This window comes from Legionella rowbothamii (assembly GCF_900639985.1).
Taxonomy (GTDB): domain Bacteria; phylum Pseudomonadota; class Gammaproteobacteria; order Legionellales; family Legionellaceae; genus Legionella; species Legionella rowbothamii.
Window position 1 is genome coordinate 13,096 of record NZ_CAAAIM010000012.1, and the last position, 24,259, is coordinate 37,354.

The following is a 24,259-nucleotide window of genomic DNA, read 5'->3' on the forward strand; positions in this document are numbered from 1 at the left end:
CGATTGAAATTTGATTAAATAAATCAATCGAGTCTGAGCTCAATCGAACTTACTTGAGTGTTTTACACCAAATAATTTTCAAGAATTCCCACAACTTTAACATACCGTAAAAAATACGGTATGGACTTAATATCTAATATTAGTACAGACAGTTTTGAGCCAACTGGCGGTGACGCATATTCAACGTATATGTACCAGTTCAGAAAAGTGGAGATATAGTTTTAATGATAATCCACGAGCTTGGTTTGCCACCCGAGACTTATATTTAGAACATTGTGATGCAATCCATTTTGCCTTTGCAGAGCTAAAAGAAAATATTGAGAAGAAGCAATATTACAAACTAACACCCAGCTCATTCAGTTTTATTCCTCAAGGGTATCGGTATACCGCTGTGATTCCAAATACAACGCTCAAATTATTATTACCTTTACTAGAACATGAGGATTATTTTCTTGTTTCCAGAGTAATTACTATTCTCACACAAGTAAGCTTTGATGATTCTCCTGAATTTAATTCCAAAAAAAACTCCCCTAAGCCAACGGAGCTAGTACAACAAGATTTGCTAGCGACCCTTAAAAAAGATCTTGGGCATTGGGAGGCATTCGGGGTACTAAAAAATATTCCTCTTAGCAAAACTACAGTAAAAGAATTGATTCCTCTTTTAATTAAGATATTAAAAACAGTTAAAGGGCCTGTTCCTGCATATCACGCTGCTGAGCTTTTAACAAGTAATAGCTATGTGTTAGACAATGAAGAGGTAAAAGTTGGCTTGTTCTCTTGTCTTGAGGAGCGTCAATCACATGATACGATACGGCATATTTTCTCTGTCTTAGCAAAGATAAATCTTTGAGGAACAGCATTGGAAAATAAACTTAAAGAGTTCCTAATGCATGAAAATTCACATATACGAGCAAACACTATTTTATTAATTGGAAAACAGCCACATTGGGAAAGTCGCGAGTTTCTAGATGGGATAATACATTTGCTTCTCACTGAAGATACTCCATTTGTTATCCATGAAATTTGCCAGATTTTTGCTAAATGGTATAAAGAAATGGATATGGATGTATTTCTCCAAGCAATCAAAAAGCATATTTCTTCTCATGTTGCGGAAAAGTTTTACTCTGTTTTGCAACACATTGTAATCCGAGAAAATGATTTAGATAAAAAAATATATTTTATTGTTCAAATTGAATCTTTGGTTGAGCAAGAAAAAGCAGCAGGCAATAAGATAAAACCCTCTTTGGGATAATTTTGCTAGAAAGTGTCAGGATAAATTTGTTGATGCAGAATGGGCTGCAGAACAAGAAAAGCCAAGTCCACTATGCGATTAGCCGATTTCTTTTGTTGAGTATACGAGACAAGCCCCATCTGGGGCTGTCTCCAAGCATTTAACAAAAAACCTGAGCTTAAAGCACTAGGGTTGCCTTACTCCTTCTTCTATACGGCGCCCAATTTCATGGTCAATGTTTTTCCAATATTGGATTGCTCTTTCTAGAATTGGCTGAGTTACACCATTTTTCAGATGGCCAACCACATTATTCACAAGTCTGTCTCGTTCTTCATCATTCATTACTTTTCGCACTAATGTATTCGCTTGCCCGAAATCGTCATCATCCCTACGCAAAGTATATGCTTCACGCACCAAATCCCCATGGGCGTTCCATGTCGCTACTTCAGGATTGAGCGAACTATCGGCTACGGGGCCGCCTTTCGAATTAGGTGTATAAACAGGATCCGCAACATTTTCAACTCGCATGGCTCCGTCCTTACTGTAGCTATGGACTGGGCATTGTGGTTTATTGACAGGTATTTGCTTATAGTTAACACCCAATCTTGCTCGATGTGCATCAGCATAGGAAAAGACTCTCGCAAGAAGCATCTTATCAGGACTAATACCAGTTCCTGGGACCATATTATTTATTTCAAAAGCAAGTTGTTCCATTTCGGTGTGATTATCGGTTGGATTACGATTCAAGGTAAGTTTTCCAACTTTAATAAGAGGGTAATCTGCATGTGGCCAAACTTTGGTGAGATCAAATGGGTTATAGCGATAAGTTTCTGCTTCATGAAATGGCATAATTTGCATGTGGAGAGTCCAACTTGGATGATCACCACGCTTGATTGCGTCAAACAAATCGCGCATATGATAGTCGCTATCTTTTCCGGCAAGATAATCTGCCTCATCCTGGGTTAGGTATTCAATGCCTTGATCTGTTTTAAAGTGATATTTTACCCAGAACTTTTCTCCCTTTGCGTTAACCCACATATAGGTGTGACTTGAAAAACCATCCATGTGCCGCCAGCTTTTTGGAATACCGCGATCGCCCATTAACCACGTGACTTGATGTGCCGACTCAGGAGACAAGGTCCAAAAGTCCCATTGCATGTCATGATCACGCAAATTATTATCTGCACGTCGTTTTTGAGAGCGAATGAAATGTTGGAATTTCATTGGATCTCGTAGGAAAAAAACTGGAGTATTGTTGCCAACAAGGTCGAAATTTCCTTCTGTAGTATAAAATTTTACTGCAAATCCACGAGGGTCTCGCCAGGTATCTGGGCTGCCACGCTCACCTGCGACCGTTGAAAAACGCATGACTAGATTGGTTTTCGTTCCAGGCTGAAACACGGCCGCTTTAGTATACTCACTGACATCCTCCGTTACTTCAAAATGTCCAAAGGCGCCACTTCCTTTTGCATGTGGCTGGCGCTCAGGTATTCTTTCACGGTTAAAATTAGCCATTTGCTCAATGAGATAATGATCATGCAGAACAATAGGACCATTCGGTCCTACCGTCAGTGAGTGTTCAGTACTAGGAACAGGTATTCCTGAATCTGTTGTGGTAAATTTTTGAGTTTTGTTTTTGTCCGTCATGTTAATACTTCCCTTAATATTCAATCTTTGAAAAGCCACACTTAAAAATGAGCCTAAGTTGATTCCGAATTGGTATTGTTTTAATTGCATCGCTTACTAAGTCTATTTTATCTATCGTTTCAATAATAGATAAAATTTCGATGTGTGTCGAAAATCATAATATATCAAGGGTCTAGCGAGTCAATATTTTGAGTTATGGTGGTGATTTAGAAGTGATTTTATCTTCGCAAAATACATGACCCAACACTGTAGCGAGCTCTGCAGGAACTCTATGTTGGGCCATGGGCCCAACCTACAAGCCGGCATAATCCTTATAGTTGTTGAGACTAATAGACGATGACTGTTCTTTATCCTCATTAGGTATTTCCATTCTATCAGCTCCAGGTGCTGTTGTTCCAAAAAAACCCATTTGTATCGTTGCTCTTAATTTCTGATATAAGGGGGAATTTAAAAGCAGGTTTTCTATTTCTGGTTGTTCAGAAAAAAGAGCCTGTTCGTGAGGAAATAATAAAATACTTGCCGATTGATAACTTTCTTGTATTTTTTTCTCTAGTGCATAATGTACCGCTGCATTCTTCTGAGAAATATTCGAAATTTTGGGAACAAAAACCGCTCTAAATGATTCTGAGTCAAACACCGTGGGTAAACACGCATCATTTTCAAGTAAAAAGCGAACCACATCAGTATGCCCTTTGCTTATTGCAAAATAAATAGGTCTGACCCCTTGAGGTAGCACTTTTGAAATACCTCCTAAAAGATTCAAATTAGCGCCAATTTCTTTCAAAGCCTTAAGATTCGGTACAAAACCCTCAAGGGCCGCTACATGGACAGCTGAACAATTACTTTGACCAGAGAAATAATCTGGGTCTATTCCTGAATCTCTCAAAAATTTAAATACCTCAATGCTACTTTTGGGGTTCATAGCGGCGAGTATCATAAGCGAGTTTCCATTCTCATCACAGCGAGTTAAATCTGCGCCTAATAGTTTCCATCTTTTTACTCCTTCCCAATGTGCACTTTTTGCAAGCTCCCAAAATGAAGGTAGGCAATTTGGTGGATTGACACTAAGAGCAAAATGCTCTGGGCTAATGTTCTTTTTAAGAAAGGAACTTAATGATGAAAATGTCTTAAGGGGTTCTTGCGTAATAGCTGATAAAACATGCTCTAATATTAGAAATTTATCATTCTCTCCATTATTAAAGACTCTAGACAAGAGAGTGAAAAAAGAACCAGCTTTCTTGTTTTTATTAGCCGTTAAATCAGAAAGTATTCGGACGAATGTTTTTAATGTTTGAGAAGTACGTTCTGGAGTACTTAACATCATCCAGGTCAGAATATTAGGGGAAATATTAGAAAGATTCATTTGTTTTGGAGTCACATCATACAAATAATATTCCGCATTATCATGCTCTAATAATAATCTTATGGCGCTCCAATCTCTGTTTTGAATTCGTTGCAACAATTTCTTAACTACCTCTCTTTCCTTGTCTAGGATGTTAGAAGAAGTGGCTTTTTGTAGCTGTTTTCCTGTTCTTTTTGCTTTATGCGGTACTTCAAGTGGCAATGGATGAACAGGTGCTGTAGGCAAATGACGAGTTCTAATCGCTTCTGCCAGTTTAATATTTCCTTCTTCTCGATGATGATGTTCTTGAGCGAGCCATTTTAGCTCTTCTTGTTCCGGAGTTGTCAGCTTTAGCTCTGATGTATGAAGTTCATTCAGGGGATGTGGCCCTAAAAGGGTTCCCACAATCTCTGATTGCATCCAGCGTTTCTGTTCTTCATAAATAAATAAACGTTTTTGAGAGCGCTTCATCGCTACATAAAGTGTATTCAGTGCATTCCATTGTTCTATCGAATATTCTTGTTTTATATTGGGATCTAATTGGGTGATTTCAGGTACATGGCTGAAGGGATTCCAAAGAATGACCGTTTCAAAATCTAGGCCTATCGCTTGAGCTGGGGTTAGAACATTGATACATTTTAGTTTTTTTTGAATTTCAGCAATCATTTCTTCATCTGAGGTAAAGACAATTACTGCGGTGTCAGCTAAAGCACCATAAGTATCAGCGATTGCTTCAAGCGATTCAGCGTTTATCCAACTGATTCTTCCTTTAGTAGTCAATGCCGATTGCACGTTTTTATAGGCTCGTTTTTTACGATCCGCGTCCATCTTATGCTTGGCCTCATTCATCCGATTTCCCAAAGCGGTAATTTCTGGAGGACTGCGCCAGTCTTGAGTAAGAATTTCTTCAGAATAGTTTCCACAATGAATATGTAATAGTGTTTCAAAACAATTTTGAATGTAAGGCGAGGAACACAAACATTGATCACTATCTAAGGCACTTACAACATGATGGTTTAAAGCTAAAGGAATTAGAGACCTAATGGCAGCAGGAGGTAGGTTTTGCGCTTCATCCAAATACATAGCCGCATAAGGCTCTGTCTCGGGAGGCAATAAACTCACCATAGGGTCTATACGATTGTTTTGTTTTAAGTGGTTCTCCCAACTATTCCATAAACGTAGCAATTGTCCTTGCTTGGTTTTATCTCCAGAATAGTGGCATTGGCGTTTTCCAAGAGTTAGATATTTGGGAATACCTAAAGCAGTCATTAAACTAAATTCATAATGGACACTTTTACTGGGTTCGGTGCAACTCTGTTTTTGTAACCAATCAGCAAATTCAGGCTCATCTATTAAGGTAGACTGGGGATAAGCGTTCTTTAATAGATCTTCCCAAGTTCTAAAAACTACAGCATCTTGGGCATAGTGCATCTCTTGTTTATACTGTTTCTCATGCTTCTCAACCAAAGCCCGAGACGGACTAAGAAATAATACTTTAGGTGAATTCGAGGAGCTGGCTTGTTCTGTGCTCATCTCAGAATTCAAATAACGTAGCATTTGGGTATAAACTAAACTGGTTTTTCCTGAGCCAGGAGCACCCGTAAAAATAACTGGTGTAGGAACTTGCCGTGCAGCTTTTTGACTTTCATCAAGCAGCAACGTTTTGCTCATGTAGGAGACTGCTGGATGCCAGTCCAATTGCTCTGGTTTGGTGCTTAATATCGGTAAAGTTTCAGGTTCAGGCTCATGTTCTAAAATGGCTTCATGTCCACCTTGTGAATGAGTAAGTATACGCCTTAATTTGTCATAGTCATGATCTTCCATCACCATTAAGACCATCAATTTCTTTTGTCCTTCATGCTCTTGATAGGTGTAAACTAAACGATCTTTATCATTTATTTTTGCTCTATATACAGGCTTGCCCAGATGAGTCATGTTGGCTAATTGTTTGGTTTGAGCTTTTTTACCTGATGCTATGGTCAGAATCAAATCCTGATGAGGCATTAATTCTTCTTTGCTGGTGTGTATATCGTGATAAAGGATAGGAAGCATAATTTTTGTTTAAATAAAAAACATTATTGTACACGGGCAATGCATCTGTTGCAAAAAAACACATTATCTGCGGCAAAGTGCAGGTTGGCCCGGGGCCCAGAAATCACGGCCATGAAGTGACTCCGTCACTTCATATTAATTCTAATTGATTGCTTATTATCACAAAATATTATGTTAGCATCGCTACTTATGTAACATATTAAAAGAAATTAATTTAAGGATAAATGATATGCGTTTAGGAATTTCTGTTCTAGGTATTGTTGGGGCTTGCTGGTACTCTTCATGTGCTTTAGCTGGTGACTCAGGTATATCCAGTATTAATTGTGCGACTACGAGCTATCGTTCAGTGATTTCTTTTTTTGGCGGTTATGCCAATGTTAATGCCGGGGGGAGGGCTTCTTACTTGGGGAGTGAAGGTACTGTTTATTCCTACCGAAGTTTAAAAGATGGTCAAAGCGATGGTTTTTTGGGAGGGTTTATCGGAATTGAACACCCAATATCTTGGTATAATTTATTGGTGCAAGCCGGTCTGGAGTATAATTATTTTGGCCCTGTGGGAGTACAGGGGCTTAATACTGTAAGTATGGCATCTGGGGTATCAACGCTGCATCGCTACAATTACAATTTCCTCGCGCACCAATTCCTTGTTTCAGCAAAATTGTTAACGACTACTTACGCACGTTATCATCCTTATGCCTCAGCTGGAATAGGGGCAGCAGTTACTAATATGGAGCATTTTCGGGCAACGGCTGTTCAAGCAGGGGGGGGGAATACAACTCCATTCTTCGCAGAGCATAATGCAACTAGATTTAGCTACAATGTTGGGCTTGGGGTGGATGCAGATGTTAATCAATATACCCGTTTGGGGTTAGGTTATCGATTCAGTAGTTTAGGTGATGCGGCCTTGAAAAGAGGACAGATGCTTGTAAATAATCAACTTGTTCCCGTACCATTTGCTCTTGGTGCTCATAATACGTATGCAAATCAATTAGTCGCCCAAATCACCTTTGTCGTATAGAGTTAATTTATCTATATTCCGTCATTTTTGTTAGCGAATGACGTAACATAAGAGCACAATTAAGAAATTGTGCTCTTATGTTAGGAAAGAAACTTTATTTGAGCCAAAATTGCATAGGCAAAAGGATTCTGCATCTAAGCCAGAGTTTGTACTGAAGTACCGCTTGGCGGTTTTTATTTTTTCTTTTAAATCTATAAAGTATTTATTGGTTGCGAAATAATCATCGAATATTTCCTCATTAATATGTTGATTAGCTCACCAGACACCAGTTTGCTTTTTTACTTCCTCCAAGATTTTTATCTTTCGCCGCTTGATTTAATTTTTTTCACAAAGAGTATGGTCAAGTAAATAGTCGCTATGGTGGTGATATTCAATAAAAAGTATCAAATGGCATTATTGCCTCCTAGTTCATCCATCTCTTCTTAATAACATGTTTGAATCTATTTTGAAAAAACACAGCAGGCAAATAGCAACTAAAAGGGACAATGACATCATGCCTGACAGATAAATTAGATTGAACATTTCTATGCTTCCTGCATCACCAATTTTTATGAGAAATGTGGAGCACAGAATTGTTTTTGATGCTTATTACCGAGTCTTGATTCTAACATCAAATATAAAACGAGGTTTTAATGATTAGGTTGTTGCTCCGTGACAAGATGTGTTTGAAGAAATGCATTAACAGGGTGGAATTCTATCGAGAGATAATCACCCATTTGAATCAAATTGCAATCTATTTGATTAAATTAAGTTGCCTGGCAATGTGAGGAATTACAAATTCTCAACATACTGCATAAAATAAAGCGATCTCTTAATATTGCGATAATGTTTATTATTTATACTCCCTCTCTTTTTGAAAGTCTAAACAACAATCATAAGGTTAATAAAAAGCACATTTTTAAATGTTTTTTAACGTAAATTCTTTGAACTAACTGAGTATTAAAATGAAAGTAAACAGTAATCCATTATATCTGCTTATTGATGAGCAACCCGAAGCGTTTAAAAAAGGATTTCGAATTCAGCCGAGCAACTCGTTAGACAATGGCCCTTATTATATGTTGCATTTTCCCTTGTTGCCTCAAAATAGAATTAATATCGATACATATAAGCTTATCGCTGTTGATGCTCATATTTCCATTTATGAAGAAGATAAAAAAGAAATGGCCCATTCCGCATTTCATTTGACGGTAAATTTAATAGATAACGTTGAGGACGAATATTGCGTACACCTCTTTTATACTTTATCTGGTGATTATCTTTTTTATACCTTCCGAGATGGAGAGAATAATTTCCATGAACTAGAATCTAAAGAAGAATTATTAAATTTTGGCAAAAAAAATATCCAAACTTTTCTAGATACTCTTTCAGAACAGCAGCAAAGCTACAAAAAACAGTATGATAGACTCACAAATAAAGCACATAATTTGAGTAGGTTAGCGGAGACCCATCAATCTCAAAAATTACTCAAAAAAACATTATCAAACTATAAACGTAGTTTATGCGAATTGATTGATTTTATTGAAAGCGCCACCCTGTTTAATCAAAATCATTTAGCTGGTATCGGAGTATATAAAAGTTTACTTGACAATACGCAACAAAAATTAGCCTCTTTTGAATCCGCTCCTCGCGGTAACGTTCCGGTTATAGCGGCGACCCCTGTTTCCGAAGAGCTGTCCTTGATAGGGGAAAGCAAACCGATGGAAAACAAATCTCATTCTATGGAACTGGATAGCCTGAACAACAAAATTAACGCTTTGAGCCGTAATAGAAAAACCAGAACGTCGAGTTTAATCCTGCAAGAATATGAATTATATCAAAAAAAATTAAATATTCTCAAAAAAAGTGATACCAACCCGTCCCCAAAAGGTTCCAAAAAAACGAACCACAATAATACGGATGATTTTATTAGTGTTTTGGACAAAATGCGCCAATTGCAAGAAGAAATTAATAGTTATGTTCTGGATATATTAAGAAATGACGATCGCTATAGAGCGATGCAAAATTCACTGGGTGCTCTCATCCAAATTTGCTCTCTTAAAACCAGCGCACTACTTCAAACTGCGGTGGAATATAACCGAGAGTCTATTTTCGAATATTTGGTTGCACAACGTAAAGATCTGGATGTGAATGGCTTAATCCAGAATGTTGATGGTGCATCTAAATCTCTGTTGGAAATCGCCTATAAAAAAGATTACATTGAAATGTGTAAACTTCTTCTACAACATGGTGCTGATTCGAATATAAAACGCGATATTGGGCTTACTTCATTAGGACTTTGTGTAATTAATAATGACTTTAATTTATTTAAAATGATTCTTGAACATTCAACGGTCCCACTAAAGGAGGCGGTGAAAAATGCCTTGGATGTCGCTGTATTTCTTAAACGCATTAGGAATACTGGCTCTTTTATTGGGGAAATCATCCGTTACAACGATAATCATCAATTGAAAACATATATTCCGGAATTTATGGATGCATTTAGCCAACTCGATAATGTTTTGAACCCGCGTCAAAAAGCATTTGTTACACCATATAATTTTTTCCAGAGCAGTATGAAAAATACTAAAGAACGACGTGAAGAGCACCTTCCCACTACCTCAAAACCATAAGGTAATTCTGTGGTAGCTTTTTAGTCTTAATCCGCTTATTTTCCGCAATTTTATTTGCTCTAGCATAGTGCATGGAGGCACCATATTTATCATTCAATTAATACTTTTAAATTCACAATAATTTTTTAATGTCTAATGTTCTCATGCTTTATCACGGGCTGAGCAGGAGATTGTTGAATGTTCTCATGCTTTATCACGGGCTGAGCAGGAGATTGTTGAATGTTCTCATGCTTTATCACGGGCTGAGCAGGAGATTTTTGAATGTTCTCATGCCTTATCACGGGCTGAGCAGGAGATTTTTGAATGTTCTCATGCCTTATCACGGGCTGAGCAGGAGATTTTTGAATGTTCTCATGCCTTATCACGGGTTGTGCAGGAGGTTGTTGAATGTTCTCATGCCTTATCACGGGTTGTGCAGGAGGTTGTTGAATGTTCTCATGCCTTATCACGGGCTGAGCAGGAGATTTTTGAATGTTCTCATGCCTTATCACAGGCCGTTGTGAAGGAGTTTGCATCGGAGTTGGATGCTCCGTAGGGCGTTGAATTTGCTGATTTTTCTTGACTGGATTATTTAAAGGTTGTGGGGTTACCTTGGTTGGCAATGGTGTATTTGAGTTTTGACTATTTAATGGTACCCCTGGGTTGTTTGTTAACTCACCTTTTACTTTAGTAAAAGGGGCGGGTGGGGCAGGGGGCGGATTTTTAATAATGATGCGCTGATGAGAGACGTTATCTGGGGGGTTCACCCCTTTTGTAAGGGCCCCCCCCAATATGCTTTGATTTGTAGGCGCTATTGGTGCATGAGTGAGAGAAGACGCTTTAAGCAACTCAGGCTGGGTAAGTTTAATAGCTGCTTTATTAACTGGTTGAGCATTTATAAAGGTATTTTTATTAACACTAGTAATCGCCTTCTCAATGTGTTTATTTTTATAGTCAAATTGAGAATTATTTTTTCTATACCAGTTATTAACATCAATATTGTGAAAATAAGTGTTACTCATATTTAATCTATTAAAATAAGCACGGCTCACTGCATATGCAGGAGTGTATATTTCACCAGGACCCAAAGGAAACCAGGAAATATTGTTACTGTCTGTTTCAACAAAAACGACTAAGGCAGGTGCATAGATAGCTTCAACATCTACAGGACCAGGAACCCAAGCCCATTGCTCATCGATAAAAGCCCAACGACCGTAATGAAACGGTGCAAATCCCCATGGTTGATTATCCACCCACGTCCATCCCCATTGATTTAACCATATCCATTGTCCATCGCTGTAAGGAGCCCATTCTGAACCTACATTTTCTGGTATCCAGATAGCTCCATAGTTCTCGTCAGTCTGCCAGCTACCAGAAGACTCAAGATCCTGATAGCCTAAAACACTAGGGGAAACATAATTAGGAGTATTTTTAGCCTCTAAAGTGTGCTTTTCTTGTTGTAATACCAAATTATCAAACTCATCTAAAGACTTGAATAGGTTGCATTCAGGGTTTTGAAGATCAATACCTGTGTAACGACAAGTAGTCCCTTCTTTTATTTCTAGGGGAGTAGAGGTATTTTGGCCATATACTTCAGCCAAACCTATTTTTATACTGACTCCAGTTGAAGAGGAGTCTTCTTTGCTTTTGACATCAATTCTGTAATATCCAGGCTTATTAATAATTAAGGCAATATTGGGTGTATCTATTTCATAAGTTTGACCAGCTTTTATTTCGTTTGCAATTAAAACCATGGTTCCTTCTGCCAACTGAAATTGCCTTAGATTTTCTGTGAGATTTATTATTTTGAAACTGGTCGAGCTATTAAGCCAAATCGCGGTTTTGTTGTTAAATTCCAGCGCCGCCTTTGCAGATGCATCTATCCATAGACTATCACCTACAACTAAAGGTCTATTAAGTGATGCATCAACCCATTGTTCCTCTCCTGCAGGAAGTAAGCTAACACTACCAGTAATTAAATTTAATCTGGCTATATCTGTCAACGGATCTGCAAATGCTGTGTTAAATAAGATAATGGAAGCAAATAAATAAAATACTATGTGGATTTTCCTAATCATGCTCATGATAAGTTCCTCTTTATCTTTTACTTCCCTATATTAAATTATAGTAAATATGCCCTATAAATGGGCATGTTTTTTTGTGTGATACGATTATGGGTCTTTATCGTAATCAAAAGGGGCTGCTTTACCTATGTTCTCTATTAGGCCCAGCAGATGATTCTGCTTGATTTTCTGTTGCTTCATCGGTAGAAAGGATTACTTTAGTACCCAATTTGGGTGGGGTAAAACTCGGGAAAAAGAGCTAATTTTTCGAGTAATAACTCACGGACCATAGTTCTAGTTTGTTCGGTTTCTTTTTGTTTTCTTTTTTTTCTCAGCGTCTACATCTACCTCTTCTGTTTAAAATTGCCCTAATTTAACATAGGCGATTTTAAATTCTTCGTTTATTAAGAGTAGTGTTATAAGCCAAGGATCTGTATTTGTTTGATTAATATTTTGCAGATAATTAGCCAAATTAATACTGTAACTTTTCGCAACACTTATTTGAAAATGGTTCATGCTTACTTGAATCACCTTCTCTATGGGTAAATTTGCATTTTGTATCGCATTTAAAAATGGCATTACATAAGTGTTGAAAATAACCTGTTTGGCTGCTAGATATTCAGGAGAGTATTGTTTCATTTGTTAACCATTATTTGTGCTGCTTTAATACATATAAGCAAATTATATTACCGTAAAAAATACGGTATTATTTCAAATAAGTTATCAACACTTGCTTCCAAAGGTGACAGAAATTACAGAGGGGGGACCCAAAGAAGGTAGGTAATATCCTCGTGGAATTAATGAATGTACTGTGGTTATACTCATCAAAAAATTCACGCTTCAATTAACTGCGTAATCGAAGTTATTTTGCACAGAAGGTCATCTATTTTAAGGGGTTTATTTATAAAGGCATAGGCGCCTAATTTTAAACATTCATTTGCTACTGCAGGGGTTCCATGACCACTTATGATAATTATATATAAGTTGTTATTAATTTTTTTTAACTTTTTCATCAGCTCCATACCACTTAATGAAGGCATAAATAAATCAATAATTAAACATCCTTGCCAAGTAGGCGAAAATCTTTCTAAAAACTGGAGGGGATTATTATACGTTTCAACATCGAGTTTGTAGAACGTTTGAATCAAAAATTTAAGGGAGTCACAAACGTTTTGATTATCATCAATAATACAAATTTTAGTATCTTTCATGGGAACTTAGACCAAAAATTGGTAATGTAAAAGTAAACCATGCCCCCTTGCCTGGATGTTCTTTTAGATGTAGTTCTCCACCATGCTCTTCTATTAATGACCTACAAATTCCAAGTCCAATCCCAGTACCTTTACATTTAGTAGTAAAATAAGCTTTTAATATTTTATCTTTAAATGCCTCCGGGATTCCAGGGCCATTATCACGTACATCAACAACTAAATAATTCTCCGATTGAGTGGTTTCAATTATTACTTGATTGTTTTTTTCTTGATCATCCTGAAATGCTTCGATGCTATTACGTATTAAATTTAAAATTACTTGCATTATATGAACTTTGTTTATCATGATTTTTGGCAGCCTTGTCATTAAATTCAAGTCGATTTTTAATTTAGAATCCAACAACTCATACCGCAAAATGGAAATAGTATCTTTTATTAATAGATTAATGTCAGTTTCTTCAATCGAAATACTTCCATCACGCATAAAGTTTTTCATATTATGAATAATTTCTCCCGCCAACTCGGTTTGCATTGCAATTTTTTCGAGAGGAGAGATTAATTTATCTATATCTTGAGTGTTGAGATTGTTTTTTATTAAAAAGAGACAGCTGCGACTGTAAACATTAATTACTGTTAGAGGTTGATTAATTTCATGGGCAAGAGCGGACGCCATTTCTCCCATTGCACTTACTCGGGAAGAATGAGCTAGCTCTTGCTGCAATTTATGCTGAATCCTTTCTTGTAATTTTAATTCGGTAATATCTCCAATCCTAACTATAAATTCTTTATTCTTATTTTCCATGTTATCCAGAATATCAATTTGATAGCAGTAATAGAGTTCAACTTTATTACTGCGGCTTTCGATAATAATAGGTTTTTTTTTCCCTTCTAGGGTATTTTCTATGGAATTAATAATTTTTAATTCTATGTCAGGAAATTCAAAAAGACTCGTAATTAAATTCATACCTGTGGTGACTTTAACGGAAAAGATTTTGGAAAATATTTCAACAAATGTATTATTTAGAATTTTAAAGTTAAATTTCTCGTCAATGGCAGCAAGCCCCTCAGTAGTTCCATGAGATAACTGATTGAGTAAAATGAACGATTTTTCTAAATCCTTATTTTGATGTTTTAGTAAATAATTAGAGGAGATATCTATTAAGTGAATTAAAATTAAAGAACTCTTTTCGAGGAAAGAGCTCTCAAAAGTAACATATTTTCTTTCACCATTTTTTCGTAATATTTCTAATTCACCTATTTGCTTTATTTTTTCCTGTAAGAGAGTATTTATGGTAATTTGAAATTTTTCTTGGTCGCTTCCTGAAATATAATTTAAAAAACAATGATTAAATAATGATTTTCTCTCACGCTCTAAAAGCAGTGCTGCTTGAAAGTTAACATTTTGAATAATGTAACTACTGTCTATAGTCAAAAAAGTTGAAGGATTGTAGTCATACAAATTCTGATGTTCCTTTTTTAATGCATTTAACTCATCATTTAAAGAAATAATTTTTTGGTTTAATTTATGAACATAATGTTGCGTATATTCTTCATGCTTTAAATCCATTAACATGTCAGTTTCCCATTGTTTTATTTATATGTCAGAGAATATAAGTAAAATTATTGAAGAAGAAATTATCTGTGCTTTAATTTGACTCGTTTGAGTTTCTGAAATTTTAAAATTATAATTTTCTACTATTTTCTGTGATGGTAATAATTTTTCAATTAAGTTTTTCAAATTAGTTATATCCCACCCGAGTTTTAATTTATAAATGGAATGAGCCTCAACCTCCTCAATGGGCATATTAAATCGGGCCAAAAATAGGGTATTTGCCATGATTATTTTGGCCTCTATAGTTAAAATAATAGCAGGGCTAGGAATGGCATTGAGTAAGGTGGTATTGGATTCTTTTAGAATCGTTAACTCATTTTCCAAGGTACATAGTTTATTTTCTGCTTTCTTTTGACTATGTATATTCAAAAACGTAACTACCACTCCCTCAATGTGTCCTGAAACTGTACGATAAGGGATAATTCTAATAACATACCAATGCCCTTTTTTATCAATACCTTCTTTGCTAATCGGCTCTAAAGTTTGTAACACAGTTCTGGCATCTTCAACTAATTTTTCATACTCTAAATTAGAAACAATATGACTTACCGGTCTTCCAACATCTGTTGCAATTAGATTAATAATTTCCGTGGCTTTCGGAGTAAACCGTTTAATACAAAGATTTTTATCTAAAAAAATTGTTGCTAGCTCAGTATTATCCAGTAAATTTTTAATATCATCATTTGCACTTGATAGTAGCTCAATACGATTTTCTAACTCTGTATTAACAGTTGATAATTCTTCATTTAAAGATTGTAATTCTTCTTTGGAGGTTTCGATTTCTTCATTGGTACTTTGTAACTCTTCATTAGTGGATTGTAATTCTTCGTTACTGGATTTAAGTTCTTCATTTGATGTTTCTAACTCTTCTATAGTCGTTTGTAAATTCTCTTTTGTATACTTTAATTCTTGTTCTAATTGGGTTACTTTTTTATCTTTAGTTTGGGGCTCAATTTTTTCATTTATCGCTTGGGGGGTATCTTCTAATAAGATCAATAATAACTTGTTACTTAAAGTATTTTTGTTGATGGGTCTTATTTTTATATTGATGTATTTAAGTACATCATTTTCTTTAATTTGAAGATTATCTAAAATAATTTCTTTTTGTTGTTCAAAGGCTTTATGAATTGCACTGTGTAATACGGATCTTAATTCCGGACGAATCATATCAAGAAAAGAAAGTCGTACTTCTCCTGAGGGAAACTCTAAAAACTTACTGGTCTTACCATAAACATAAACGATCATTCCTTTTTCATCTATAACTACGCACGCAGGAACATAATATTTTAGTAGTATATTCTTAATCAAATTTGACAGATTTTGCTCTGTATCTTGCATATTATTTTCCAATATTGTTGCATTTGTTGGCAGATCATTTTTAAAAGTTATTTCTCGATTTGAGATGAAGGAGGATTTTCTTTGATTTCGTTCAAAAATTTTCCATTTCTTATCTACCGTGTTAAAAAAATTAGAAGAACTACCAATGGTTTCAGAGGTACCTAAAAACAATAATCCTTTAGGAAGCAAACTGTAATGCAGCAATGGAAAGATTTTCTTTTGTAATTCAGAACTTAAATAAATGAATAAATTACGACAGCTAAGTAAATCGAGCCGAGTAAAGGGGGGATCTTTGATTATATTTTGTACGGCAAATATGATCATTTTTCTTATTTCTATATTAATTTTATAAGAATCATTATCTTTAATAAAAAACTGCTGTAATCTTTCAGAAGAAATATCTGCGTTAATGCTTAGAGGGTATACACCGGCTCTCGCTATTTTTATAGCATCTTCATCAATATCTGTTCCAAATATTTGCACATTATAATTTAATTTTAGAGACTGCATGCATTCATAGACAATAATAGCAATAGAATAGGCCTCCTCACCGGTCGAACATCCAGGAACCCATATTCTTAAATCACGGTTTTTATCTTTATGCGCTAATATTTTTTCCAATAATTCTTTTTTAAGCACTTCAAAAGCGTCTGGATCACGAAAAAAACTAGTCACATTAATGAGAAGTTCTTTAAAAAGGATATTTAATTCCGAAGGATGTTGATGGATATAATAGATATAATCGGATAAATTATGAATACAAAGAGCTCCTAATCTCTTTTGAATGCGACGGAATAAGGTATTGGATTTATAAAGAGAGAAATCATGTCCTGTATGGTGCTTTATTAATTTTAAAATTTTTTGAATTTCATCAAAGATGCTTTCATCAAGGGTGGCTATTTTATTATTTAAGTGAGCAATATATTTGATTAAGAAAGAATAAATTTTTTCAGGCGGGAGGATGTAATCGACTAACCCCGTGTTAATTGCACTTTTAGGCATACCCTCAAATCGAGCGGATTGAGTGTTTTGGGCAATCACTAGCCCTCCATTTTCTCGTAATACTCGTAGTCCTATACTGCCATCATGACCCATTCCCGATAATATAATACATATTGCTTTTTTTCCTTGATCTTGCGCTAAAGCAGCCAAGAAAAAATCAATAGGCAATTTTTTTATTGGCTGCGTATTCGGATCGATTAATTCCAATTCACCACGCTGAATGGTGACTAATTTTCCAGGAGGTAAGACATATATATGATTACCTAAAATTTTCTGATGATTGCTGATAGACTCTACTTTAATTGAGGTGCATGATTGTAATAATTCAGGCAGATGACTTTCATGAGTTGGACTGAGATGAGTAATAATCACATAGGCAATATTGGCGTTTTCAAAAGAATGCATAAAAAAGGTTTTTAATGATTCAAGTCCACCTGCTGATGCCCCAATTGCTACGATAAACGGTGAGCTAAGAGCCTCATCATCTAAATTTGGAATTAAAGAGGTAGTTTTTTTTTTTTTCATTATTTTAGGATCAGTATTTAATTTTTCAAGCAGAGTACCATCTTGAAGTATTGAGTCAATCAAAAAAACTAGTTCAAGTTTTTTATTCAGGGCCTAATTGAAAACTCTGCTTTCATTATAATAAAGCTCTATTATTTTGAGCTTGTAAATACATTTTAATAAAATGAGCTACAGTTTTGGCTTCCATCTTGTGCATAATGCTTGCTCGATGCGCCTCTACAGTAGACATAGATATATTCAATTCATAGGCTATTTCTTTATTTAATTTTCCATCTAAAATTAAATCAATAATTTGATGTTCTCTGCTCGATAAACTATTAATTTTTTCATTAAGTTGTTTATTAATTAGTTTCCATGAATAGTTCTTAGAAGAATCATCAATTTGTTTTTGTACTGACTCCAATAGACATTGATCATTAAAAGGTTTTAAAACATAATCTGTAGCTCCTGCCTTCATTGCTCGCACAGCCATTTGAATATCTCCATATCCAGTAATTACGATCACAGGTAAACTATTCTTATTTTGTTTTAGCTGCTCAAGCAACTCAAGCCCACTCATTCCTGGTAGACGCACATCTACAATAAGACAGCCTTCTACAGTATAATTAAAGTTTTCTAGGAAGAGATCCGCATTTTTATAAATTTCTACATTAAACTGGACTGATTCGAAAAGATATTTCAATGCGCAACATACTTCAGTGTCATCTTCCACAATAAAGATATTTGGATTTATTTTAGACATCTTGATTCCTAATATACTAAAGATCTCTGTTAAGCATCTCAAGATTGGCTATAATTGAATAAGAACTTATACCTTTATTGATATAAAGTTTATTTGAAATTTATAATATTGATTATTACTACTCCCAATACTTCTTTCCGATACTCCATAAAACTTGCCTCAATACTATTTGTTTTTTGATTAAAGAACATCCAAGGTTATCCTTTGATAACATAGGGGAAACCTTAGACTTATTGTATGTCCTGATTGCCTTGTCCAGGGATGGTATTAGTAGGGTTTTCCTTTATCATTCAAGGATCTCTGTAGCAGCCAATTGTTTAAAAGTAGCCTAAGATAACATGGTGCAATGCAATAAGGAGATCACCATGCAATATGTTAACTTAAATACAAATCCGTTTAATTTAAGTGATTCTATACAACAAATTATGGAACTTAATCAAAAAACATTGAAAAAATTTTCTTACCTTGAGCCTCAAAAAATAACACAAATTCATGGCACCCAAGCTTTATTAGAAAAAAACATGAAAATTTTTATAGAGAACAGTCATACGAGTTTAGATTATATATCTCAATTATTTAATATATTGGAAAAATCCTGGATAAATTTGTCCCATGATGTTGAAGAAGAATCACAAGATTTAGGGCGGCAAACTCAATCTACTTCGAGTTCAGCCATGAATAAAATGTCTGGATCTCAACCAAACGCAACGCATTCTCATAGCGGCGCTCATGCCTCAACAAAAAGAGCAAGTGGCTCAAGTCCTAAAAGCTCAGGAACTCATGCATGAAGCCAAAATGAGGCATCAAAAAGTTCTCAGGTGGCTACCACCTCCGGCCATAAAGAATGATTCTCATAAAACTGAGTGGAGATAAAAATTAATAACTAGAGCGGTTCATTGATTTTTTTGCTACTTAAATGAGGGCGGTATGAATTTTTATTTATTAATATTCTAAATCAAGGAGTTATTAAAAATGAAAAGACTTATTCTAAACTTAGTCCTATCTCTATTGACTACGGTGGCTTTAGCCGAAAACCCAATCAATACTCAAACGAAAACATGGAAACACATTCCTATAACTGTCGATGCAAATAACCATACTTATTCTACTGCGAAGGGTTTTTTAATGCCTGAAGGTAATTATTATTATACCTATTCTGGCTATCGTTGTCTTAATGAGAAACCACAGATCGCAAGAGTGAATCCTGTAGTGTTAAAGCCTAAAAATGCTAAAGGAACAGTTATTTATTGTTACCCCGATAAATAATGCAGTCTTCAAATTAATAAATTAATTTTATATTAACATATAAGGAAATTATCATGAGTACTAAAAAAGATATGCTCGTTACAACGGAATTATTTAAAGACAGAGAGTCAGCAGAAAAAGCATATAATGACGCATTGAAAAATGGGTATACTCCAAAAGACATCAATGTCATTATGTCCGAAGATTCTCGCAAGAAATACTATGATTCTGTTTTAGTAAAAGAAGAATCAAAAGCTCCTCAAGGAGCAGGCGTTGGAGGTGCTACAGGAGCTGCTATAGGTGGGATTGTTGCGGCAATAGCTGCTATTGGAACAAGTCTCATTATTCCTGGTTTAGGCTTAGTTGTTGCAGGACCCTTAGCGGCTGGATTGGCCGGAGCAGGTGCTGGTGGAATCACTGGGGGGTTAATCGGAGCCTTAATCGGTTGGGGAATTCCTGAGGATAAAGCTAAAATTTATGAATCTGGAATTAAATCCGGAGGCATTGTTTTAGGCGTTCATGAAGCACGTCCTAACAGTACTCTGGAAGAAGATTGGAAAAAATATAATCCTCCAATTAAATATGAATAGAGGCAAAATGCAGCATCTTAATTTTAATTCTTGAATTTATTCAGTCAATCCGCACTAGAATTCTAATGAGGATTGACTGAGCAGTAAGCCAACCTTTAATCCTAAACCAGGGCTAAAACTAAATTTATAATTTCAAAATCGAGCTCTTATTTTATTTTGAAGGAGTTTTTATGGAAGATTTGAAAAGCGCTTTATTTCATTTTATTGAAGATCCGCTATTTCCTTGTATTGGTGCCAAAGCGGCCATTAAAAAAAACTGCCTTAATGTAATTATTGCTAACAATTTAGACTCCCCTCAAGATGATGTAGATATTTTAGTAAGTCTTTATTATTTTATTGAACTGTGGAAAAAAAGAAAAAACACCCTACAAACATTGGCTGTTATTTTTGAATTGCCTTTAGGTAGTTCAGAAAAAGATTTTGAGGCCTCATTATGGCATCGTTTACAACGGCTGCATGAATTGGATAAAGAAATTTATCCTTGGGATACCCAGGTAAGCTCTGATGTGACCAATGCTCATTTTAGTTTTAGTATTGGAGGGTATGGTTTTTTTATTGTAGGCCTCCATCCTCATAGCTCACGAAAATCAAGACAATTTATTCGTCCTACCTTAGTTTTTAATCTTCATGCGCAATTCGAACAATTAAAACAAAGGGAAAAGTTTGAGCCTATGCGAACTAAAATTCGCGAACGAGACATAAAATATTCAGGCTCAGTAAATCCGATGGTAAACGATTTTGGTGAAGATTCAGAAGCCTTACAATACAGTGGTCGAGAAACCTATGGACATATCTCTTTACCGTTTATAAAGAAAGTCTCTCCACATCAACAGTGGGAAATGATAAAACCGTGCTCAGCAAAAGCTTTCGTTTTAAATAAAGGAGATTTGCTAGTAGTGCAAGATGTTGAGGGCGAACAAGTTGCGGATTTATTTTGTTTTGCACTTAATGACAAGAGTGAGTTTCTCAGTTCGGGGAAATCAATTGATTATAATGGAAAAATAGCTTTTTCTACGGGGGATCATTTATATTCTAATAAAAGTAATCAAATGCTGAGTATTATTAATGACGATGTAAAAAAGCATGATTTTTTATTTGCTCCGTGCAGTAGCGAGACGTTCAACATCATTTATGGTATTCCAGGGGAAACGCCGGGATGTTATGAGCATTTAGCACAAGTATTTCTACCTTATAAACTTTCCTGTGATCATATAACCACTACTTTTAATATTTTTATGAATGTAAGTCTAACACCTAAAGGGAGAACGCGCGTTAATCCTCCTTTAAGTAAGCCGGAAGATAAAATTATATTTCAAAGCCAGATGGATTTAATCATTGGGTTAACGGCCTGTTCTGCACCCCAATCTAATAATTACTCATTAAAACCTATTCGCTTTAAGATTATAAAAAAAGAATTTATAGAATCAAAAAATTAAACTAAGGCGTTTCAAACATACTACCGAAGAGCTGGGTTTAAATTTTTATATAATGTATATTCAAATGTAGCTAATGAGATATTGACAATTTAATTTTGATAAGACAGGTGGAAACTATTCAAAATGAAACCTCTCGCACGTGGACACATACATCGAGTAGCATTTTTTCTTATTCTTTATCTTTGTACTTACCTCATGATTTACAGCAATGGACCTCGGGCTTTCGTAGCTAGTCTGATATATAGTGGAAGTCTAATTATGCAATATGGGGTTAGTTCGCTCTATCATTGTTACATATGGAGTCGTAAAAAATATTTATTATTAAGGCGAATTGATCATGCTGCTATTTTTGTTTTAATCGCAGGTTCTGCAACCCCTATTTGTCTCCTTAAATTAAAACCCGCAATAGGTTTGCAGTTATTATCAACTCTTTGGTTAATTGCAGTTATTGGGATGTTGATGACAACTCTATGGCCCCATTTGCCCAAATGGACTCGCGCACTTCTTTATGTGGTGATGGGTTGGATTGGTGTTTTCTATTATGCTGAAATTCAATCTTCTCTAAACGTAATAAATTTACATTTATTAGTTTTAGGAGGTATAGCTTACACCTTAGGGGCTCTAATCTATGCTTTAAAATGGCCGGATCCTTTTCCTACTCTTTTTGGATATCATGAAATTTTTCATGCTTTAGTGGTATTGGGGAGTGGATTTCATTTTGCTCTAAATTATAATATAGCAACTACTTAAAAAGGTTTGCAGCCACATCCACCACTTCTCCCTTACTCATTAAAATATCCTTTTCTGTCCAGAGCGGGGTATAGTGTTCTTTTCTTAAAGACGGGGCTTTAAAAAGAGCTCGCTAGAAAAAACTTCTAGCGAGAGGTGGATTATCGATTGGTTCCTTGTCCGGACCGCTCATTTTTTTGTTCTTGAACAGGTTTTTTCTGTTCTTGATCAGGTTTTTTCTGGCCCTGTGATCCTTCTTGATCTTGGGGATTTTGTTGTGCCCTTCCATTTTCATTTTTATTCATAATATTCTCCTTTTGTTCAACACTATGAGTATAGTGGCTGTCAGGAGTTGTTCAATTAAGGTTTATTTTCTTCTTTCAAGGCTGACCTTATTTTGGAGGAGACATGGCGGTAAGACTTTTTGATAAGCATGTAATTGCTTGCGTGTTTTGAGTTCGAGGAATGAGTAGCTTGCTTCCATGGCGACAGAGCTGATGCCAGGTAATGATTATCACTCTTATCGGCTATATATTAAAAGATATTCAGCAACGAGAGCTTCGAATTCCTTGCTAATGACATCCAATCTATAATTAATATAAGGAGTAGGTGTATTTCACCAGGAGTTTATTATGGATATCCACAACGATTATAAAATGCTTCGTGTTGCTTTAGTGATTTTTGGACTGATATTTACCTTCGCAGTATATCCCTTAACTCGTTTTTGGCCTTCCGGTTGGGCATTGCATCTAGTGGGTCAGAATGTCTATTTACAAATGATATTAGGAGTTTATGCTACATTGGGAATTTTTTTAATCCTGGCCGCGAAGGATCCAATTCAGCACTTAAGTTTAATTTGGTTTACGGTTTGGTCTAGTATAGTCCATGGCAGTATCATGGCAATCCAAGCACTATACTACCCTCAGCATTTTGCTCATTTATATGGTGATGTTCCTGCTTTATTTATTGTTGCTCTTGTCTTAGCTGTTTTGACACCACGCCAAAGCACTGTGACAAAGAGAAACTCTTGAATAATGGAGGTCATTGATGAACAATTGTTCTGAGCGGGATGTGGGGGAGTGTTCAAATGGATGAAGAGAGTTAATAGTCTTTATAACTAGAAGGAGGGAAGCACAACATAATTTGATTGACGTTAGAATTGCAACAACAATCTTACATTTTTCATGTAATGCTGGGCAAATAAGCCCCCCAAAAAGCGAAAGTAGTTTTAGCTCGGAGAGTTATTAATATAGTTAAAAAGCAAACGTAGGGAGGACTGGTGTATTCGCTTGGGATTTGCTCTGTAACGTACTTTGAAATATTGACAAAAATTCATTTTCGGGTGTGGTTATTAGATCAGTTAAATCGCAGGTTTGTGTAAACGCATTGCTTATATCCTCAATCGTTATAAATTCCTCTTTATTCTCTGAATATAAACGACATCGCGCAATATATTGCGGATCTTCGAAGGTCCAGAAACGGTTGTAATTTTGGTCAAAGTAAGTTTTGTAGAGTTGAGCTGATGCAAAGTCCTTAACGTTAATCCATTCTTGCTCAACATTAATATTATGTTGCTGTAATGTACGGCGCATTTGTAGGATGAGGTCTCTGAACATTTATTTTGGTACTCCTTTTTTATTATTAATTTGGGTTACAAGATGTAATTAATAGTCCATTGGCTAAGGCATTCATTGAACGGTAGTACACTTGAAGAATATTGGATTAATTTCCCTTAAGGGTGCTTCATTTTAAATCAATCGGTTGTTTGTTAAAATAGCAATTTGTGCTTTTAAGAAAAAATATTTAACTGATGGTCCAGTTATGGGAGGTATCTTTTAGGTTCTCCGATCGAAGCTGCGCCTGTTGCACAGGAATTTGTTGTGATTTC

General features: G+C 35.5%; 20 protein-coding genes. 10 read left to right on the plus strand and 10 right to left on the minus strand.

Annotated elements, in window-relative coordinates:
* Positions 1-169: 169 nt before the first annotated feature.
* On the plus strand, positions 170-850 hold the full coding sequence (locus tag E1P08_RS15555; RefSeq protein WP_133137915.1) for a hypothetical protein: 681 nt from the start codon (positions 170-172) through the stop codon (positions 848-850).
* Between the two features lie 36 nt (positions 851-886).
* The gene (locus E1P08_RS15560) at positions 887-1,252 is read left to right on the plus strand and encodes a hypothetical protein (RefSeq protein ID WP_133137916.1); all 366 of its coding nucleotides are present in this window, start codon (positions 887-889) and stop codon (positions 1,250-1,252) included.
* Positions 1,253-1,417: 165 nt separating this feature from the next.
* Here E1P08_RS15560 and E1P08_RS15565 read toward each other — a convergent pair whose 3' ends face one another.
* Positions 1,418-2,878, minus strand: a complete 1,461-nt coding sequence (locus tag E1P08_RS15565) for a catalase (RefSeq protein WP_133137917.1) — start codon at positions 2,876-2,878, stop codon at positions 1,418-1,420.
* 292 nt (positions 2,879-3,170) lie between these two features.
* The gene (locus E1P08_RS15570) at positions 3,171-6,224 is read right to left on the minus strand and encodes an ankyrin repeat domain-containing protein (RefSeq protein WP_165485209.1); all 3,054 of its coding nucleotides are present in this window, start codon (positions 6,222-6,224) and stop codon (positions 3,171-3,173) included.
* 277 nt (positions 6,225-6,501) lie between these two features.
* On the opposite strand from E1P08_RS15570, the gene E1P08_RS15575 reads away from it, so the two are divergent.
* Together E1P08_RS15575 and E1P08_RS15580 are read left to right on the plus strand one after the other, a co-directional pair.
* Entirely contained in the window at positions 6,502-7,290 is a 789-nt protein-coding gene (locus E1P08_RS15575) for an outer membrane protein (protein ID WP_133137919.1), read from the plus strand.
* Between the two features lie 944 nt (positions 7,291-8,234).
* Positions 8,235-9,899: an ankyrin repeat domain-containing protein gene (locus E1P08_RS15580; RefSeq protein WP_133137920.1), complete on the plus strand. Its 1,665-nt coding sequence runs from the start codon at positions 8,235-8,237 to the stop codon at positions 9,897-9,899.
* Between the two features lie 125 nt (positions 9,900-10,024).
* On the opposite strand, the gene E1P08_RS15585 is transcribed toward E1P08_RS15580, so the two are convergent.
* The 6 genes from E1P08_RS15585 to E1P08_RS15610 all read right to left on the minus strand — a co-directional run bounded on the left by E1P08_RS15585 (position 10,025) and on the right by E1P08_RS15610 (position 18,371).
* Positions 10,025-11,962, minus strand: coding sequence for a DUF6600 domain-containing protein (locus tag E1P08_RS15585; protein ID WP_133137921.1), 1,938 nt, complete (start codon positions 11,960-11,962; stop codon positions 10,025-10,027).
* A gap of 336 nt (positions 11,963-12,298) precedes the next feature.
* Positions 12,299-12,580 carry a hypothetical protein gene (locus E1P08_RS15590; RefSeq protein WP_133137922.1) on the minus strand — a complete coding sequence of 94 codons (282 nt, stop codon included), beginning with the start codon at positions 12,578-12,580 and terminating at the stop codon, positions 12,299-12,301.
* A gap of 194 nt (positions 12,581-12,774) precedes the next feature.
* Positions 12,775-13,152 carry a response regulator transcription factor gene (locus tag E1P08_RS15595; RefSeq protein WP_133137923.1) on the minus strand — a complete coding sequence of 126 codons (378 nt, stop codon included), beginning with the start codon at positions 13,150-13,152 and terminating at the stop codon, positions 12,775-12,777.
* Positions 13,139-14,725 (minus strand): PAS domain-containing sensor histidine kinase, encoded by a 1,587-nt coding sequence (locus tag E1P08_RS15600; RefSeq protein WP_133137924.1) that lies wholly within the window; start codon positions 14,723-14,725, stop codon positions 13,139-13,141. Before E1P08_RS15600 ends, E1P08_RS15595 begins: the two co-directional genes overlap by 14 nt.
* 21 nt (positions 14,726-14,746) lie before the next feature.
* A complete protein-coding gene (locus E1P08_RS15605; RefSeq protein WP_133137925.1) occupies positions 14,747-17,692 on the minus strand; it encodes a CheR family methyltransferase in 2,946 nt (981 codons plus the stop codon).
* Between the two features lie 52 nt (positions 17,693-17,744).
* The gene (locus tag E1P08_RS15610; protein WP_133137926.1) at positions 17,745-18,371 is read right to left on the minus strand and encodes a response regulator transcription factor; all 627 of its coding nucleotides are present in this window, start codon (positions 18,369-18,371) and stop codon (positions 17,745-17,747) included.
* Between the two features lie 365 nt (positions 18,372-18,736).
* On the opposite strand from E1P08_RS15610, the gene E1P08_RS15615 reads away from it, so the two are divergent.
* From E1P08_RS15615 to trhA, 5 genes are all read left to right on the plus strand, one after another.
* Positions 18,737-19,159, plus strand: coding sequence for a hypothetical protein (locus E1P08_RS15615; RefSeq protein ID WP_133137927.1), 423 nt, complete (start codon positions 18,737-18,739; stop codon positions 19,157-19,159).
* Between the two features lie 184 nt (positions 19,160-19,343).
* The gene (locus tag E1P08_RS15620) at positions 19,344-19,637 is read left to right on the plus strand and encodes a hypothetical protein (RefSeq protein ID WP_133137928.1); all 294 of its coding nucleotides are present in this window, start codon (positions 19,344-19,346) and stop codon (positions 19,635-19,637) included.
* 53 nt (positions 19,638-19,690) lie between these two features.
* Positions 19,691-20,206, plus strand: coding sequence for a hypothetical protein (locus E1P08_RS15625; RefSeq protein ID WP_133137929.1), 516 nt, complete (start codon positions 19,691-19,693; stop codon positions 20,204-20,206).
* A 170-nt stretch (positions 20,207-20,376) separates the two neighbouring features.
* The gene (gene gntA, locus E1P08_RS15630; RefSeq protein ID WP_133137930.1) at positions 20,377-21,642 is read left to right on the plus strand and encodes a guanitoxin biosynthesis heme-dependent pre-guanitoxin N-hydroxylase GntA; all 1,266 of its coding nucleotides are present in this window, start codon (positions 20,377-20,379) and stop codon (positions 21,640-21,642) included.
* A 123-nt stretch (positions 21,643-21,765) separates the two neighbouring features.
* Positions 21,766-22,392, plus strand: a complete 627-nt coding sequence (trhA, locus tag E1P08_RS15635; protein ID WP_133137931.1) for a PAQR family membrane homeostasis protein TrhA — start codon at positions 21,766-21,768, stop codon at positions 22,390-22,392.
* A 140-nt stretch (positions 22,393-22,532) separates the two neighbouring features.
* Here trhA and E1P08_RS17260 read toward each other — a convergent pair whose 3' ends face one another.
* Positions 22,533-22,676, minus strand: a complete 144-nt coding sequence (locus tag E1P08_RS17260) for a hypothetical protein (protein WP_165485210.1) — start codon at positions 22,674-22,676, stop codon at positions 22,533-22,535.
* Between the two features lie 327 nt (positions 22,677-23,003).
* Here E1P08_RS17260 and E1P08_RS15640 point away from each other — a divergent pair, with 327 nt between their 5' ends.
* On the plus strand, positions 23,004-23,402 hold the full coding sequence (locus tag E1P08_RS15640) for a DUF6632 domain-containing protein (protein WP_133137932.1): 399 nt from the start codon (positions 23,004-23,006) through the stop codon (positions 23,400-23,402).
* Positions 23,403-23,624: 222 nt separating this feature from the next.
* Here the strand turns inward: E1P08_RS15640 and E1P08_RS15645 are convergent, their stop codons facing one another.
* Positions 23,625-23,987: a hypothetical protein gene (locus E1P08_RS15645; RefSeq protein WP_133137933.1), complete on the minus strand. Its 363-nt coding sequence runs from the start codon at positions 23,985-23,987 to the stop codon at positions 23,625-23,627.
* Positions 23,988-24,259: the final 272 nt, after the last annotated feature.